Source organism: Azospirillum sp. VT-I1 (assembly GCF_055698305.1).
Genome location: NZ_CP168802.1, coordinates 217169 through 232628 on the forward strand (window position 1 = coordinate 217169; position 15460 = coordinate 232628).

Below are 15460 nucleotides of genomic sequence, written 5' to 3' on the forward strand. Positions count from 1 at the left end.
GCGGCGGGGGCCGGGCGCGTCATCGTCGGTTCCCGCAACTCAGGCGACGCCCGGCAGGTCGGGCATCGACCGGGCCAGCGCACGCCATTCCGCCCGTTCCGGCTTGTCCTCGTCGCGCTGGCCGCAGAGGATGGCGCAGTTCTCCCCTTGCGCATTGTAGAGTTCGACGGTGGTGATGCCGCCCTTGTCCGTCGGCTTGAACACCACCCAGGCGCTGGACAGGCGGGCCGTGTCGCAGTGCAGGCGGAAGGCGGGATCGTCGATGCCGAGCACGGCCCCCTCCTCCCGCAGCGTGGCGATGGTGCCGGTGTGGATCTGGATGCAGCCGGCATTGCCGACGAAGATCATGATCTCCATCCGCTCGTCGCGGGCGGATTCGAGCAGGCCGGTCACCGCCGCCAGCGGGATTTCGCGGGCGAACTCACCACCCGCCAGCCGCATGGCGTCGAGACGGGCGACGCCGAACCGCTTCAGCATCCCGTGGAACTCATGGACGTCGGCCATCGCCGCCCAGGCGGCGCGCAGGCCGGCGACGTCGATGTCGGCCGGAACGGTGGCGACGGTCTGGACCGGCGCTTCACCGCCTTCGAGATCGGCGGCCGCGTCACCGTCGGCGCGGTGCTCCTCCAGGAAGGCGTCCCAGGCCGCGGCGTCTGTGTCGGTAATGCGATGGATGGCATGGACCGGGCGCCCGGCCGCGTCCTGGACCAGGATGGCGCCGGCGGCCGGATCATAGGCGGTCCGGCACCAGTGGCGGGGGAAGATCCGCAGGTCGACATCGCGGTTCAGCACGATGATGGCGTGTCCGTTGCCCGACACATTGCCGAACCGGCCGGTCTTCTCGTGGGTGATGGCGCTGTTGCCGGTGACGATCCGGACCGGACCGAGGGCGTCCAGCCGCGGCAGCACCGCCGGCCAGTCCACCTCCAGCCGCGGAAGGCCGGTCGCGCCGGCGGTGACGGTGGGCGCCTCGATGGAAGGCAGGGCGGTGTCGGGCATCGGGGAAATCCTTGGGAATGGCCGGCGCTGTGCCAGGTGGTGACGTTTCCCAGATGATTATGATAGTCATTATCAATGACAAGGCGGGGTTCATTAACCCGCATTAATTCCGGAGCGGTGGGGGACGGGAGGGGGCCTGTTGCCGCCCGCCGCTTGCCGCTCCGCCGATTTGGGAATGCAAGCCGTTCGCAGCTGGGCTATACGTCACGTTATAACATTACGTTTAGACCCTGATCCGCGGTGACGGCGGCCGAACGCCGTCCCGCAAACCGATTGAAGGACCCAGGAATCGTGTCAGGACACGCTATTCTCCGCCGGACGCTGGGCGCGCTCGGCATCGGCGCCGTGGCGGCTCTCGCTCTGGCGCCAGTCGGCGCTTCCGCTCAGGAACGGACCCTGAGCATCGTGGCGCCGTGGGAGATCGGCGGCACCGATCCGTCGAAGTCCGGCTATGTCTTCACCCGCCTGGAGGTGGCGGAGACGCTGCTCGACGCCGACGACGGCGGCCAGCCCCGCCCGGCCCTGGCGGCCTCCTGGACCGTCTCGGACGACCGGCTGATCTGGCGTTTCCGCCTGCGCGACGGCGTGCGCTTCCACGACGGCACGCCCCTGACCGCCGAGGCCGCGGCGGCGAGCCTGCGCCATGCGCTGGGCAAGCCCGGACCGCTCAAGCAGGTCCCGGTCGCCGCCGTCGAGGTGGACGGCGCGGATTTGGTCATCCGCCTCAGCGAGCCCTTCGGACCGCTGCCGGCCTTCCTCGCCCACAGCTCCGCCCAGATCCTGGCGCCGGCCGCCTATGCGGAGAACGGGCAGGCGACGCAGGTGATCGGCACCGGCCCCTACCGTATCGAACGGCTGGAGCCGCCGCAGCGCCTCGTCGCCGCCCGCTTCCCCGACTATTGGGGGGCCAAGCCGGCGGTCGAGCGGATCGGCTTCCTGGCCGCCGGGCGGGGCGAGACCCGCGCGCTGATGGCGGAGAGCGGCGACGCCGACATCGTCTTCACCCTCGACCCCGCCAGCCAGAAGCGGCTGCGCGCCAACCGCAAGCTCCAGGTCCATGCGGTGCCGATTCCGCGCACCGTGACGCTGAAGGTGAATGCCGGCCACCCCTTCCTGCAGGACGTCCGCGCGCGGGAGGCGCTGAGCCTGACCATCGACCGCGCCGGCATCGCCGCCGCCATCCTGCGCACGCCCGAGGCCGCCGCCGGACAGCTGCTGCCGCCGAGCCTGCCGGACTGGCATGTCGCAGGGTTGCCGCCGCTCGGCCGCGATGTCGCACGGGCGTCGGCGCTGCTGGCCGAGCTGGGCTGGACCAAGAGCGCCGACGGCATTCTGGAGCGCGGCGGCCAGCCCTTCCGCCTCACCCTGCGCACCTTCTCCGACCGGCCGGAGCTGCCGCTGGTCGCCACCGCCATCCAGGATCAGGCGCGCGCCGCCGGCATCGACCTGCGCGTCGCCATCGGCAATTCCAGCGACATCCCGGCGGGCCACCGCGACGGCACCCTGGAACTGGCCCTGATGGCGCGCAACTTCGGTCTGGTCCCCAACCCGCTGGCGACCCTGCTGGAGGATTTCGGCCCGGCGGGCGGCGACTGGGGGGCCATGGGCTGGACCGAGCCGCGCATGGAGGCAGTGCTGGCCGAACTGCGCAACGCCACCGACCCGGCGCGCCGGTCGGAACTGCGCCGGCAGGCGGCCTCGCTGCTGCAGTCCGGGCTGCCGGTGATCCCGGTCGCCTGGTACCAGCAGACCGCCGCCGTATCCAAGCGCGTCGAAGGCTTCACCATCGACCCGTACGAGCGCAGCTACCGCCTCTCCCGCCTGCGGTGGGCGCCGTGAGGGGGCCTTGCTGATGAAGGCGGTCGGGCACCGGCTGCTGCAGGCGGTGCTGGTCGCCCTGGCGGTGGGGGTCCTGACCTTCCTGCTGACCGGCATGCTGCCGGGCGACATGGCCTTCCGCATCGCCGCCGGCCGCTACGGCTACGACCATGTCACCGCCGCCGCGGCCGAATCGGTGCGCGCCGAGCTGGGCCTCAACCGGCCGGCGGCCGTCGCTCTCGGCCAATGGCTGTGGGACCTGCTGCGCTTCGACCTCGGCCGCTCGCTGGTCAGCGGCGACCCGGTGGTCGAGGAGATCGCCCACCAGCTCGGCCATTCCGCCCGGCTGGCGCTGACGGCGGTCCTGCTGTCCACGCTGCTCGGGCTGCCGCTCGGCATCCTGGCCGGGCTGCGTCCCGGCGGGCTGGTCGACCGGGCGTCGCTGGTGCTGGCGACGGCGCTGCGCGCGGTGCCGCAGTTCGTGGTCGGCATCCTGCTGATCCTGCTGGTGGCGGTCGGGCTGGGCGCCCTGCCGGTGGCCGGTCACGACAGTGCCGCGCACGGCCTGCTGCCGGCGCTGACGCTGGCGCTGGGGATGGCCGCGGTGTCGAGCCGGGTAACGCGCGACGCCACGCTGGCGGTCGTCCGCTCCCCCTACTACGCCTTTGCGCGGACCAAGGGCCTGCCGGAACGGGCGGCCTTCCTGCGCCACGGGCTGCGCAACATCGGCGTGCCGGTGCTGGCCTATCAGGGGGTGCAGCTGATCTATCTGATCGAGGGAGTCGTGGTGGTCGAGACGCTGTTCGCCTGGCCGGGCATCGGCCATGCGCTGGTCCATGCCGTCATCGCCCGCGACGTGCCGATGATCCAGGGCACCGCGCTGGTGATGGGGCTGACCTTCGTCCTGCTGAACGGGCTGGTCGACCTCGCCTGCGCCGCCATCGACCCGCGGAGGGTCCGGGCATGATGAGCCGTGTTTTCCAAGGCCGCCGCATGGCCGGACTGGCCGTCCTGGCGGCGGTCGCCGCCTTCGCCTGGGCGGTTCCGCTGCTGTCCGGCGCCGATCCCAACCGGCAGGATCTGGGCGCCATCCTGGCCGCCCCGTCCTGGGCCGAGCCGCTGGGCACCGACCATCTCGGCCGCAGCATGCTGGCGCGGCTGGCGGCGGCGCTGCGGCTGTCGCTGAGCCTCGCCCTGCTGGGCGTGCTGTCGGCCGCGGTGCCGGGGGTGCTGCTGGGCATCGCGGCGGGCTGGCGCGGCGGCTGGGTCGACCGGGGGCTGGGCGTCGTCGCCGACGCGGTGCTGGCCCTGCCGGGGCTTCTGCTGGTCCTGCTGCTGACGGCGCTGGCGCCGGGCAACCTGTGGACGCTCTATGTCGGGATCGCGCTGGTGCTGTGGGTTGAGTATTTCCGCGTGGTGCGCGCCACCACCCGGACGCTGGCCGGCTCGCCGCAGATCGAGGCGTCGCGGCTGCTGGGCTTCGGCCCCGCCTATATCCTGCGCCGCCATCTGTGGCCGGAGATCGCGCCGGTGGTGCTGACGCTGGCGGCCTTCGGCGCCGCCACCGCGATCCTCGCCATCGCCGCTCTCGGCTTCGTCAGCGTCGGGGTGCGTCCGCCGACGGCGGAGCTGGGGCTGATGATGACGGAGCTGCTGCCCTATTACGACGAGGCGCCGTGGGTGCTGCTGCAGCCGATCCTGGCCGTCTTCCTGCTGGTCCTGTCCCTCAACCTCCTGGCGGGGAGCCGCAAGCCATGACCGTCCTGCTCACCGTCGAGGATCTCACGGTCGTCTCGACCGATGCCATCCTGCGGCCGACCGGCCTGACCCTGCGGGCCGGGCGCCCGCTGACCATCCTGGGCCAGACCGGATCGGGCAAGAGCCTGCTGGCCCAGGCGATCATGGGCGTGCTGCCGGACGGGCTGACCGCCGCCGGCCGCGTCCTGCTGGACGGCCGCGACCTGCTGGCCATGCCGGCGGGCGAGCGCCGGGCGCTGTGGGGCCGGACCATCGGCCTGCTGCCGCAGGAGCCCTGGCTCGCGCTGGATCCGACCATGCGGGCGGGTGCCCAGGTGGCGGAGACCCACCGCCTCGTCGCCGGCAGGACGGCGGCGGATGCCGACGCGGCGGCGTGGGCGGATCTGGCGCATCTCGGGCTGGCCGACGCCTTCGGCAAGCTGCCGGGCGAGCTGTCCGGCGGCATGGCCCAGCGCGTCGCCTTCGCCGCCGCCCGCGCCGGCCGGGCCCGCATCGTCATCGCCGACGAGCCGACCAAGGGGCTCGACGCCGACCGCCGCGACGACGCGGTCGCCCTGCTGCTCCGCGAGGTGGAGGAGGGCGGCGGCCTGCTGACCATCACCCACGACGTGGCGGTCGCCCGCCAGTTGGGCGGCGACGTGATGGTGATGCGCGAGGGCGAGGTGGTGGAACAGGGCCCGGCCGAGGAGGTGCTGCGGGCGCCGCGCAGCGCCTATGCCCGCGGCCTGCTGGCGGCGGAACCCTCCTCCTGGCCGAAGCTGCCGCCCCGGCCGGCGGGCGACGTGGTGCTGCGGGCGGAGGGTCTGGCCAAGACGCGCGGCGGGAAAGCGCTGTTCGACGGGCTCGACCTGGAAATCCGGGCCGGCGAGATCGTCGGCGTCGGCGGCCCCAGCGGCTGCGGCAAGAGCACGCTGGGCGGCCTGCTGCTCGGCCTCGTCCAGCCGGACCGCGGATCGGTGTGGCGCAAGCCGGGGATCGGGCGGCACCGCTTCCAGAAGCTCTACCAGGACCCGCCGGCGGCCTTCCCGCCCCATGCCAGCCTGCGGCAGGCGCTGTCCGATCTGGTCCGGCTGCACCGGCTGGACTGGACCGAGGTGGACCGGCTGATGGACCGGCTGCGCCTGTCCCCCGCCCTGCTCGACCGCCGCCCGCGCGAGGTATCGGGCGGCGAGCTGCAGCGGCTGGCCCTGCTGCGGGTGCTGCTGCTCGACCCGGTGTTCCTGTTCGCCGACGAGCCGACCTCCCGCCTCGACCTCGTCACCCAGCAGGAGACGGTGGCGCTGCTGACCGGCATCGCGCGGGACCGCGGCTGCGCCGTCCTGCTGGTCAGCCACGACCGCGGGCTTCTCGACCGCACCGCCGACCGGCGGATCGCGCTGGCCTGACGGCGCGACGTCGCCTCCCCGCCGCCGGTCGTGCCGCCGGCGGCGGGGAGGCGATTTCCCATTCCGATCCATTTGCGGTACGCACAAAGCACAGTTGATATGTGCTAAATAGGTATTGGATTCCCTTGTTAGGGAATATTCTTTCCTGTAGCGTGACAGGAACCGCCCAGCGCCGAAGAGCGCCACGAGGTGGCGGACCAACCCAATACCCATTCCATAAACACCGGGCATCAACCGATGAATTGGCTGAAATCGCTTCTCGTCGCCGGCCTTCTGCAGGTCGCCGCCGTCTCCGCAGCGCAGGCCCAGGGCGACCTCGACCGCATCAAGGCCGACGGCGTGATGAAGATCGGCACCGAGGGCACCTATGCCCCCTTCACCTACCATGACGCGTCGGGCGCGCTGGTCGGCTTCGACGTCGAGATCGGGCGCGAGGTCGCCAAGCGCATCGGCGTTAGGGCGGAATTCCTGGAAGGCAAGTGGGACGGGCTGATCGCCGGCCTGGACGCCCGCCGCTATGACGCCGTCATCAATCAGGTCGGCATCACCGAGGCGCGCAAGGCCAAATACGACTTCTCCGACCCCTACATCACCAGCCGCGCGGTGCTGATCGTGCGCGGCGACAACGACGCGATCAAGAGCTTCAACGACCTGAAGGGCAAGAAGTCGGCGCAGTCGCTGACCAGCAACTTCGGCAAGCTGGCCGAGGCTTCCGGCGCGCAGCTGGTCGGCACCGACGGCTTCGACCAGTCGATCCAGCTGGTCCTGAACGGCCGGGCCGACGCGACGGTCAACGACAGCCTGTCCTTCCTGGACTTCAAGAAGCAGAAGCCGAACGCCAACGTGAAGATCGCCGCGACCCAGGACAATGCCGACCAGTCCGGCATCATCGTCCGCAAGGGCGAGGCGAAGCTGGTCGCCGCCATCAACGAGGCCTTGGCCGCCATGAAGGCCGACGGCACCTACGGGACGATCTCGCAGAAGTATTTCGGCGCCGACGTTTCCAAGTAACGGCCCGGCAGACACCGGACCATCTCCAATGCCCCCTGCCCCGTCCGGGCCGGGGGCATTGTCGTTCCTTCACCACGAGAGGCACCTTTCCCCTTGCTGCACTGGCTTACCCTGATGGCGGACTCGCTTCCGTCGCTGCTGTGGGCGGCGCTGGCCTTCACCGTGCCGCTGACGCTGGCCTCCTTCGCGCTGGGCCTGACGGTCGGGCTGGTCGCGGCGGTGATCCGGCTGTTCGGGCCGGCCCCGCTGGCCGCCATCGTCCGCTTCTATGTCTGGATCATCCGCGGCACCCCGCTGCTGGTGCAGCTGTTCCTGATCTTCTACGGCCTGCCCAGTGCCGGCATCGTGCTGGACGCCTTCCCGGCGGCGCTGATCGGCTTCACGCTGAATGTCGGCGCCTACAGCTCGGAGATCATCCGCGCGGTCATCGGGTCGGTGCCGAAGGGCCAGTGGGAGGCCGCCTATTCCATCGGCATGAACTGGTCGCAGGCGATGCGCCGCACCATCCTGCCGCAGGCCGCCCGCGTCGCGGTGCCGCCCCTGTCCAACACCTTCATCTCGCTGGTCAAGGACACCTCGCTCGCCGCCGCCATCACGGTGCCGGAGCTGTTCCAGGCCGCCCAGCGCATCGTCGCCACCACCTACGAGCCGCTGATCCTGTATGTGGAGGCGGCGCTGATCTATCTGGCGCTGAGTTCCATCCTGTCGGCGCTGCAGGTCCGGCTGGAACGCCGGCTCAACCAGTATGGCGGTTTCCTGGAGGCGAAGTCGTGATCCGGCTGTCGAACATCGAAAAGCGCTTCGGCGACCTGACCGTGCTGAAGGGTGTGTCCGTGACGGTGGCGGAAGGGCGCGTCACCGCGCTGATCGGCCCGTCGGGCGGCGGCAAGAGCACGCTGCTGCGCTGCATCAACCTGCTGGAGATCCCGACCTCCGGCACCGTGCGCATCGGCGAGGAGGAGCTGGCCTTCCAGCCCGGCGGCAAGCCCGCCTGGAAGGACATCCAGCGTCTGCGCGGCCAGACCGGCATGGTCTTCCAGAACTTCCAGCTCTTCCCCCACCGCACGGCGGTGGAGAATGTGATGGAAGGGCTGGTGACCGTGCAGAAATGGCCGGCTGAGAAGGCGCGGGAGCGCGCGATGGCCCTGCTGCAGAAGGTCGGCATGGCCCACAAGGCGGATGCGTGGCCGGCGACCCTGTCGGGCGGCCAGCAGCAGCGCGTCGCCATCGCCCGCGCGCTGGCCCCGTCGCCGCGCGTTCTGCTGTGCGACGAGCCGACCTCCGCGCTCGACCCCGAACTGTCGGGCGAGGTGGTGGAGGTGCTGGGCACGCTGGCGGCGGAGGGCACCACCATGGTGATGGCCACCCACGACCTGCGGCTCGCCTCGCGCATCGCGCACGAGGTGGTGTTCCTCGACGGCGGCGAGGTGGTGGAGACCGGTCCGGCGCGCGAGCTGTTCACCCACCCGAAGCGCGAACGCACCCAGCGCTTCATCGCCACCCTGACCCAGCAGGGGCAGCAGGGCGAAGGCGTCTGAAGCGGCCGGCGGGATTGCCTGCTATTTGCGCCGCTTGGCCGGCTTGTCCGGGCTGCGGATGACGCCGCCGCTTTCGACATCGCCGCCGGCATGGCCGGCGCCGGTGTTGCCGGCGTCGGCGCCGCCGCTCAGTCCGTCATCGGCCTGTGGTGCCGTGGCCCGCCGGGCGGACGCGCCGGGAGTGCCGCCCTTCCCCGTCGCACCGGGAATGTCGGCCCCTTCGTTGATCTCGTGGCTCGGCGGGAAATAGCGTTTGGTCATGGCGGCTCCTGCTCGATGGCGTTGGAGATTGTCCTCCACCATCAACGGACCGGGGCCGCATCGCGTTGCAGCCGGAACGCAAAGCGGGGGCCGCCGGGGGCGGGGCTTTCACCCCGGCCCGGCGGCCCCCGGCGGTCATGCGGCGTTGCGCTTGCGCTTTATTCGGCGGCCGTCTTCGTGGCGCCGACCACGCTCAGCGCAGCCGGGCTCCGGTCGCTCTCCGGCTCGGCATAGGCGCGCCCATAGTAGCTGTCGATGAGCAGCTGCCTGATCTCGGCGACCAGCGGATAGCGCGGGTTGGCGCCGGTGCACTGGTCGTCGAAGGCGGCTTCGGCAATCGCATCGACCCGCGCCAGGAACGCCGCCTCCGGCACCCCCGCCGCCTGGATCGAGGCCGGGATCTCCAAGGCCTGCTTCAGCTCCTCCACCCAGCCGATCAGCTTCTCCACCCGCTCATGGTCGCGGCTGCCGCCGAGATCCAGATGGCGGGCGATCTGCGCGTAGCGCGCAACGCCCTTCGGCCGGTCATACTGGCTGAACGCCGTCTGCTTGGTCGGGATGTCCGCCGCGTTGTAGCGGATCACGTTGGCGATCAGCAGCGCGTTGGCGATGCCGTGCGGCAGGTGGAACTCCGCCCCCAGCTTGTGCGCCATCGAATGGCACACCCCAAGGAACGCGTTGGCGAAGGCGATGCCGGCCAGCGTCGCCGCATTGTGAACCAGCTCCCGCGCCTTCGGGTCCTTCGAGCCGTTGCGGTAGGCTGACGGCAGGTTCTCCTTCAACAGCTTCAGCGCCTGCAGCGCCTGCCCGTCGGTGTACTCGTTCGCCACCACCGAGACATAGGCCTCCAGCGCGTGCGTCACCGCATCGATGCCGCCCGCCGCCGTCAGGCCCTTGGGCATGTCCATCACCAGATTGGCGTCGATGATCGCCAGCGTCGGCGTCAGCTCGTAATCGGCGATCGGATACTTGGTCCCGGTGCGCTCGTCGGTCACCACGGCGAAGGGCGTGACCTCGGAGCCGGTGCCCGAGGTGGTCGGCACCGCCACCAGCTGCGCCTTCACGCCCAGCTTGGGGAAGGTGTAGATGCGCTTGCGGATGTCCATGAAGCGCAGCGCGAGGTCTTCGAACGCCACGTCGGGCGCCTCGTACATCACCCAGATGATCTTGGCCGCATCCATCGGCGAACCGCCGCCCAGCGCCAGGATCACGTCGGGCTGGAAGGCGTTGGCCAGAGCGACGCCCTTGCGCACCACCGCCAGCGTCGGGTCGGCGCTGACCTCGAAGAAGGTCTCGACCTCAAGACCGAGGGATTTCAGGACGCGGACGCTGTCGGCGACATGGCCGTTCTCGAACAGGAAGCGGTCGGTGACGATCAGGCAGCGCTTCTTGCCGCGCAGTTCCTCAAGCGCGAAGGGCAGGCAGCCGCGGCGGAAGTAGATCGACTTGGGCAGCTTGTGCCACAGCATGTTCTCCGCCCTCTTCGCCACCGTCTTCTTGTTGATGAGATGCTGCGGCCCGACATTCTCGGAGATCGAGTTGCCGCCCCACGATCCGCAGCCCAGCGTCAGCGACGGGGCGAGGCGGAAGTTGTAGAGGTCGCCGATGCCGCCATGCGACGACGGCGTGTTGATCAGGATGCGGGCGGTCTTCATCTTGTCGCCGAAATGGCGGATGCGCTCGGCCTGCTGGTCCTGGTCGGTGTAGAGGGCGGAGGTGTGGCCGATGCCGCCGAGCGCCACCAGGGCGGCCGCCTTGTCGCAGGCCTCCATGAAGTCCTTGGCGCGGTAGAGCGCCAGGGTGGGCGACAGCTTCTCGTGGGCGAAGGGCTCGCTGTCGTCGACGTCCGAAACCTCGGCGATCAGCACCTTGGTGGCGTGGGGGACGGTCAGGCCGGCCATGGCGGCGATGGCATGGGCGGGCTGGCCGACGATGTCGGCATTCAGGTGGCCGTCCACCAGCAGGACCTTGCGCACGGCGTCGGCCTCGCGGGCCGAGAGAATGTAGCCGCCATGATGGGCGAAGCGGTCGCGCACGGCGTCATAGACGGCATCGACCACCACCGCCGACTGCTCCGACGCGCAGACCACACCGTTGTCGAAGGTCTTGGACATCAGGATGGAGGCCACCGCGCGCTTGATGTCGGCGAACTCGTCGATGACGGCAGGCGTGTTGCCGGCGCCGACGCCGATGGCGGGCTTGCCCGACGAATAGGCGGCCTTGACCATGCCCGGCCCGCCGGTGGCGAGGATCAGGTTGATGTCGGGATGGTGCATGACGGCGTTGGACAGCTCCAGCGAGGGCTCGTCGATCCAGCCGATGATGTCGTCGGGGGCGCCGGCCTCGACCGCGGCGGCGAGCACGAGGCGGGCGGCCTCGCAGGTCGATTTGCGGGCGCGGGGGTGGGGGAGAGGACCAGGCCGTTGCGGGTCTTCAGCGCGATCAGTGCCTTGAAGATGGCGGTGGAGGTGGGGTTGGTGGTGGGGACGATGCCGCAGATCAGGCCGACTGGCTCGGCGATGGTGAGGATGCCGGCGTCGTTGTCTTCGGAGAGGACGCCGCAGGTCTTGTCGTCCTTGTACTTGTTGTAGATGTACTCGGCGGCGAAGTGGTTCTTGATGACCTTGTCCTCCATCACGCCCATGCCGGTCTCCGCCACCGCCATCTTGGCGAGCGGGATGCGGGCGTCGGCGGCGGCCAGCGCCGCGCTGCGGAAGATCAGGTCCACTTTCTCCTGCGGGTAGTCGGCAAAGCGCGCTTGGGCCGCCTTGACCCGAGAGATCAGGGCGTTCAGATCGGAAAGGGTCGTGACGGTCATGGTCATCATCCACTTGCTGTCCGCGAGGAACGCCGTGACGCCGTCGCGGTGATGGGTTCGGAATGGCCGTTGGATGCGCCGTTCGGGCGCACCGCTGCGATCCCGGACGCCCGTGGCGTCCGGCGCACGGCCGGTTCTTCGGAACTGTTGAAAATCAGGCGGTAAGGGTCAGAAGCCGCCGGCGAGATCGGCCAGGGCGTCGCTGTCCAGCAATTCCAGCTTGCCGCCGACCAGGATGCGGATCAGGCGGGTCGACTTCAGCTTGGTCAGGGTGCGAGACACGGTCTCGGTGGTCAGGCCCAGATGGTCGGCGATGTCGCTGCGTCCCATCGGAAGGTCGATGGTGCGCTCTCCACCCTTGCGGTTGCTGAGGCGCAGGAGGAAGGTGGCGACCTTTTCGGCGGCGGTCTTGCGGCCCAGCAGAACCATCTGGTCCTGCGCCGCCATCAGCTCCGAGGTGGTCGCCGACAGAAGCTTGCGGGCGAAGGCCGGCTGCGCGTCCATCAGGGCGTCCAGTTCCAGCCGCGGGATGCGCTGGATGGTCGTCGCGGTGACGGTCTCGGCGGTGTAGAGATACTGGGCGGCGAAGGCCAGCCCCATCATGTCGCCGGCCTGCAGGAAGCCGATGATCTGGCGCCGGCCGTCGGGCAGCATCTTGTAGAGGCGGACCATGCCGCTCATCACACGGAACACCGAGCCGGCCGCATCGCCTTCGCTGAACACCGTGGTCTCGCGCTCGTAGACCTTGGCGTGGCCCAGGCTGGCGAGAGGGTCGGCGGGATTGCGCGGCTGGACGGCGGCGCCCATCGCGGCGGTCGGCGTCATCGCCAGGGCGGAGACCAGGTAACCAGGAACGGCGCGGTTGGCGTGGGCGGCAATGGCGGCGTGCGTGGACATGGTGGCCTCGACCTTTGCGGTGCGGTGCGCTCCGGTTCGTTCCGGGGTGCACTTGATGACCCGAAGCTATCGATCCCCCGCTGCCCTGTGCAGTTCGGTGATGTACCTAAGGAAGTTTGCGTACGTAAGTGTACCTACGTAGGGGACCGTACGGGATCAGGCGGCGGCGGGGGACGGCATCAGGCCGTTCAGCATGTCGATCAGCTGGTCCTCGTCGAACGGCTTCTCCAGCACGGCCAGCACGCCGGCCTCCCTGGCGCGGGCGAAGGTCGCGGGGTCGCCGCGGCCGGACACCATGATGACCGGCATCCCGTGCAGGTCGCCGCGATGGCGCTCCAGGAATTCCAGCCCGCTCATCACCGGCATGTGCAGGTCGAGAACGAGGCAGCCCTGCGGGTTGCCGTCGAAGGTATCGAGGAAATCCCGGCAGGAGGAGAAATCACGCACGTCGAAGGAGAAGGCTTCCAGCAGGGCCTTCAGGGAGTCGCGGACCGGCTCATCGTCGTCGACGATGTGGACGATTCCGGCACCCGGTTCTACGCCCGGCCCGTTGCCCGGCTTGTTGCCCAGGTGATCCATGACAGCCTCCGAACTTCCATGCAGACATAACGGCGCCAAGGGTGCGGCGCGTCATGGAAGATAAAAGTCCGGGGAGGGCGCCGATATACGGACCATTGCGTATGCGGCGCTGTTTTGATGCAGATCACCCGCCGCCGGGGACCACGCCGGCGGCGATCGCCATGCGCACCAGGGTCGGCAGGCTGTCGGCCCGCATCTTCTCCATCACGCGCGCGCGGTGGATCTCAACGGTGCGCGGGCTGATCGACAGTTCGAAGGCGATGACCTTGTTCGACTTGCCGGCCACCAGCCAGCGCAGCACATCCAGCTCCCGCGGCGTCAGGGCGGCGAGGCGGTCCAGAACCTCGGGCGGGGCGGCGGGCGGCGGGGCCGGCTGTTCCGGGGCCGGAGCGGGCTGCGCGGCTTCCGCCCTCCGGCTGTCCGCCGCGCGGGCAAGGGCAAGGGCGGAGCGCACGGCGGCGAGCAGCGCCTCCTCCTCGAACGGCTTTTCGACGAAATCGACCGCCCCCGCCTTCATGGCGCGCACGGCGAGCGGCACGTCGCCATGGCCGGTCATCACCACCACCGGCATGGCGTGGCCGCCGCTGGTCAGCCGTTCCTGCACGTCCAGGCCGCTCATCTGCGGCATCCGCACATCGACCAGCAGGCAGCCGGGCCGCGACGGCGCGCCGGAGTCCAGGAAGGCGAGCGGGGTGGAGAAGCTCTCCGCCCGGAAGCCGGCGCAGTCCAGCAGAACCTCCAGGGAATCGCGGATCGCGTCGTCGTCGTCGACGATGAAGACGGTAAGGTCGGAGTCCGCATGAAGCGTGGCGTCAGCGGGCATCGCCGGCCTCCTGAGTGGCATCGGATGCGGACAGCGGAACGGTGAAGACGAAGCTGGCGCCCGAAACGGGCGGAGGGGCCGCCGGCTCCAGCCACAGGCGTCCGCCATGGGCCTCGATGATCGACCGGCAGATCGACAGGCCGAGCCCCATGCCGCTGCTCTTGGTGGTGACGAAGGGCTGGAACAGCTGGGCGCGCACCGTCTCCGGCACGCCGGGGCCGCTGTCGCTGACGGCGACGCGGCGGAAGGCGGGCTCGCCCGGCTCGGCACCGGTGTGGACGGTCAGCACCCGTTGCGCCCCTGCCGGGCTTCCTGCGCCATCGCCTCGATGGCGTTGCGGACGAGGTTGAGGATCACTTGCTGGACCTGGACCTTGTCGATCAGGACCAGCGGATCGGCGGCGTCGAAGTCGAAGCGCACATGCAGCTCCCGCTCCTTGGCGCCGACCAGGGCGAGCGCGCTCGCCTCCTCCACCACCTTGTTGAGCGGCTCGACCGAGCGGTGGGTCTTGCCCTTCTCGATGAAGCTGCGCAGGTGGCGGATGATCTGGCCGGCGCGGGTGGCCTGGGCGCTCGCCTTGTCCACCATGTCCATCGCCTTGGCCACGGTTTCCGGCCGTTCCATCAGCCGCTTGGCCGCCTTGGCGTAGTTTATGACCGCGGTCAGCGGCTGGTTCAGCTCGTGCGCCAGCGTCGAGGCCATCTGCCCCATGGCGCTGACCCGGCTGACATGGAGCAGTTCCGACTGAAGCTCCTGCAGGCGCCGTTCGGTGGCCTGCCGTTCGGTCAGGTCGCGGACGAAGCCGGTGAAGCGGCGCTGGCCGGCCAGCAGCACCTCGCCCACCGCCAGTTCCATCGGGAACACCGACCCGTCGCGCCGCTGGCCGGAAACGATGCGGCCGATGCCGATGATGCGCCGCTCCCCCGTCCGGCCGTAGCGCTCCAGATAGCCGTCATGCTGCTCGCGGTAGGGCGAGGGCATCAGCATGCTGATATTGCGGCCGACCACCTCCGCCGCCGCATAGCCGAACAGACGTTCGGCCGCCGGGCTGAAGGATTCGATCAGACCCTTCTCGTCGATGACGATGATCGCCTCGGGCACCGTCTCCAGGATGGAGGTCAGGCGGGCCTCGCGCTCCCGCAGCGCCGTTTCCGCCCGCTTGGCCTCGGTCAGGTCGCGGATGATGCCGATATAGACGGGGGCGCCGTCCTGGCTCGCCTCGCCGATCGACAGATCCATCGGGAAGCAGGAGCCGTCCTTGCGCAGGCCGGTCACCTCGCGGCCGATGCCGATGATGCGGCGCTCGCCGGTGCGGTGGTAGCGCTCCAGATAGCCGTCATGCTCCTCCTGATAAGGCGACGGCATCAGCATCTTGACGTTGCGGCCGATCACCTCGGCGGCGGTCCAGCCGAACAGCCGCTCGCACGCAGGGTTGAAGGTCTTGATCCGGCCGCGGGCGTCGATGATGACGATCCCGTCGGGCACGGTGTCCAGCATCGCCTGCAACTGCGAAAGAGCGTCCAGGTTCTCATCCCGGATGTCGTCGGCCACGTCCAAACCCTCACATGATATC

Annotated in this window: 14 protein-coding genes and 1 pseudogene; 7 read left to right on the forward strand and 8 right to left on the reverse strand. The window is 69.9% G+C overall.

Going from position 1 to position 15460, the window contains the following annotated elements; all coding sequences use genetic code 11:
• Positions 1–39: 39 nt before the first annotated feature.
• A complete protein-coding gene (locus tag AB8P05_RS15100; RefSeq protein WP_472759907.1) occupies positions 40–999 on the reverse strand; it encodes a ChuX/HutX family heme-like substrate-binding protein in 960 nt (319 codons plus the stop codon).
• A 291-nt stretch (positions 1000–1290) separates the two neighbouring features.
• Here AB8P05_RS15100 and AB8P05_RS15105 point away from each other — a divergent pair, with 291 nt between their 5' ends.
• From AB8P05_RS15105 to AB8P05_RS15135, 7 genes are all read left to right on the forward strand, one after another.
• Positions 1291–2838, forward strand: coding sequence for an ABC transporter substrate-binding protein (locus AB8P05_RS15105; protein ID WP_472759908.1), 1548 nt, complete (start codon positions 1291–1293; stop codon positions 2836–2838).
• A 13-nt stretch (positions 2839–2851) separates the two neighbouring features.
• Complete coding sequence (locus tag AB8P05_RS15110) at positions 2852–3784, forward strand: ABC transporter permease (RefSeq protein ID WP_472759909.1); 933 nt, start codon at positions 2852–2854, stop codon at positions 3782–3784.
• On the forward strand, positions 3781–4575 hold the full coding sequence (locus AB8P05_RS15115; RefSeq protein ID WP_472759910.1) for an ABC transporter permease: 795 nt from the start codon (positions 3781–3783) through the stop codon (positions 4573–4575). The genes AB8P05_RS15110 and AB8P05_RS15115 overlap by 4 nt, the downstream gene beginning before the upstream one ends.
• Complete coding sequence (locus AB8P05_RS15120; protein ID WP_472759911.1) at positions 4572–5960, forward strand: ABC transporter ATP-binding protein; 1389 nt, start codon at positions 4572–4574, stop codon at positions 5958–5960. Before AB8P05_RS15115 ends, AB8P05_RS15120 begins: the two co-directional genes overlap by 4 nt.
• 237 nt (positions 5961–6197) lie before the next feature.
• The gene (locus tag AB8P05_RS15125) at positions 6198–6971 is read left to right on the forward strand and encodes an amino acid ABC transporter substrate-binding protein (protein WP_472759912.1); all 774 of its coding nucleotides are present in this window, start codon (positions 6198–6200) and stop codon (positions 6969–6971) included.
• Between the two features lie 93 nt (positions 6972–7064).
• Positions 7065–7745 carry an amino acid ABC transporter permease gene (locus AB8P05_RS15130; protein ID WP_455173226.1) on the forward strand — a complete coding sequence of 227 codons (681 nt, stop codon included), beginning with the start codon at positions 7065–7067 and terminating at the stop codon, positions 7743–7745.
• Positions 7742–8509: an amino acid ABC transporter ATP-binding protein gene (locus AB8P05_RS15135; RefSeq protein ID WP_472759913.1), complete on the forward strand. Its 768-nt coding sequence runs from the start codon at positions 7742–7744 to the stop codon at positions 8507–8509. The genes AB8P05_RS15130 and AB8P05_RS15135 overlap by 4 nt, the downstream gene beginning before the upstream one ends.
• Positions 8510–8530: 21 nt before the next feature.
• Here AB8P05_RS15135 and AB8P05_RS15140 read toward each other — a convergent pair whose 3' ends face one another.
• The 7 genes and pseudogenes from AB8P05_RS15140 to AB8P05_RS15170 form a co-directional block, all read right to left on the reverse strand.
• Positions 8531–8770 (reverse strand): hypothetical protein, encoded by a 240-nt coding sequence (locus AB8P05_RS15140; protein ID WP_472759914.1) that lies wholly within the window; start codon positions 8768–8770, stop codon positions 8531–8533.
• Between the two features lie 158 nt (positions 8771–8928).
• Positions 8929–11588 (reverse strand): annotated as a pseudogene (gene adhE / locus AB8P05_RS15145) (bifunctional acetaldehyde-CoA/alcohol dehydrogenase).
• 168 nt (positions 11589–11756) lie between these two features.
• Positions 11757–12485, reverse strand: coding sequence for a helix-turn-helix domain-containing protein (locus tag AB8P05_RS15150; protein WP_455173229.1), 729 nt, complete (start codon positions 12483–12485; stop codon positions 11757–11759).
• A gap of 156 nt (positions 12486–12641) precedes the next feature.
• Positions 12642–13064, reverse strand: a complete 423-nt coding sequence (locus AB8P05_RS15155; RefSeq protein ID WP_472759915.1) for a response regulator transcription factor — start codon at positions 13062–13064, stop codon at positions 12642–12644.
• Between the two features lie 124 nt (positions 13065–13188).
• Positions 13189–13887, reverse strand: a complete 699-nt coding sequence (locus tag AB8P05_RS15160) for a response regulator transcription factor (protein ID WP_472759916.1) — start codon at positions 13885–13887, stop codon at positions 13189–13191.
• The gene (locus AB8P05_RS15165; RefSeq protein ID WP_472759917.1) at positions 13877–14176 is read right to left on the reverse strand and encodes an ATP-binding protein; all 300 of its coding nucleotides are present in this window, start codon (positions 14174–14176) and stop codon (positions 13877–13879) included. The genes AB8P05_RS15160 and AB8P05_RS15165 overlap by 11 nt, the downstream gene beginning before the upstream one ends.
• Positions 14170–15438 carry a PAS domain S-box protein gene (locus AB8P05_RS15170; RefSeq protein ID WP_472759918.1) on the reverse strand — a complete coding sequence of 423 codons (1269 nt, stop codon included), beginning with the start codon at positions 15436–15438 and terminating at the stop codon, positions 14170–14172. The genes AB8P05_RS15165 and AB8P05_RS15170 overlap by 7 nt, the downstream gene beginning before the upstream one ends.
• Between the last annotated feature and the right edge of the window lie 22 nt (positions 15439–15460).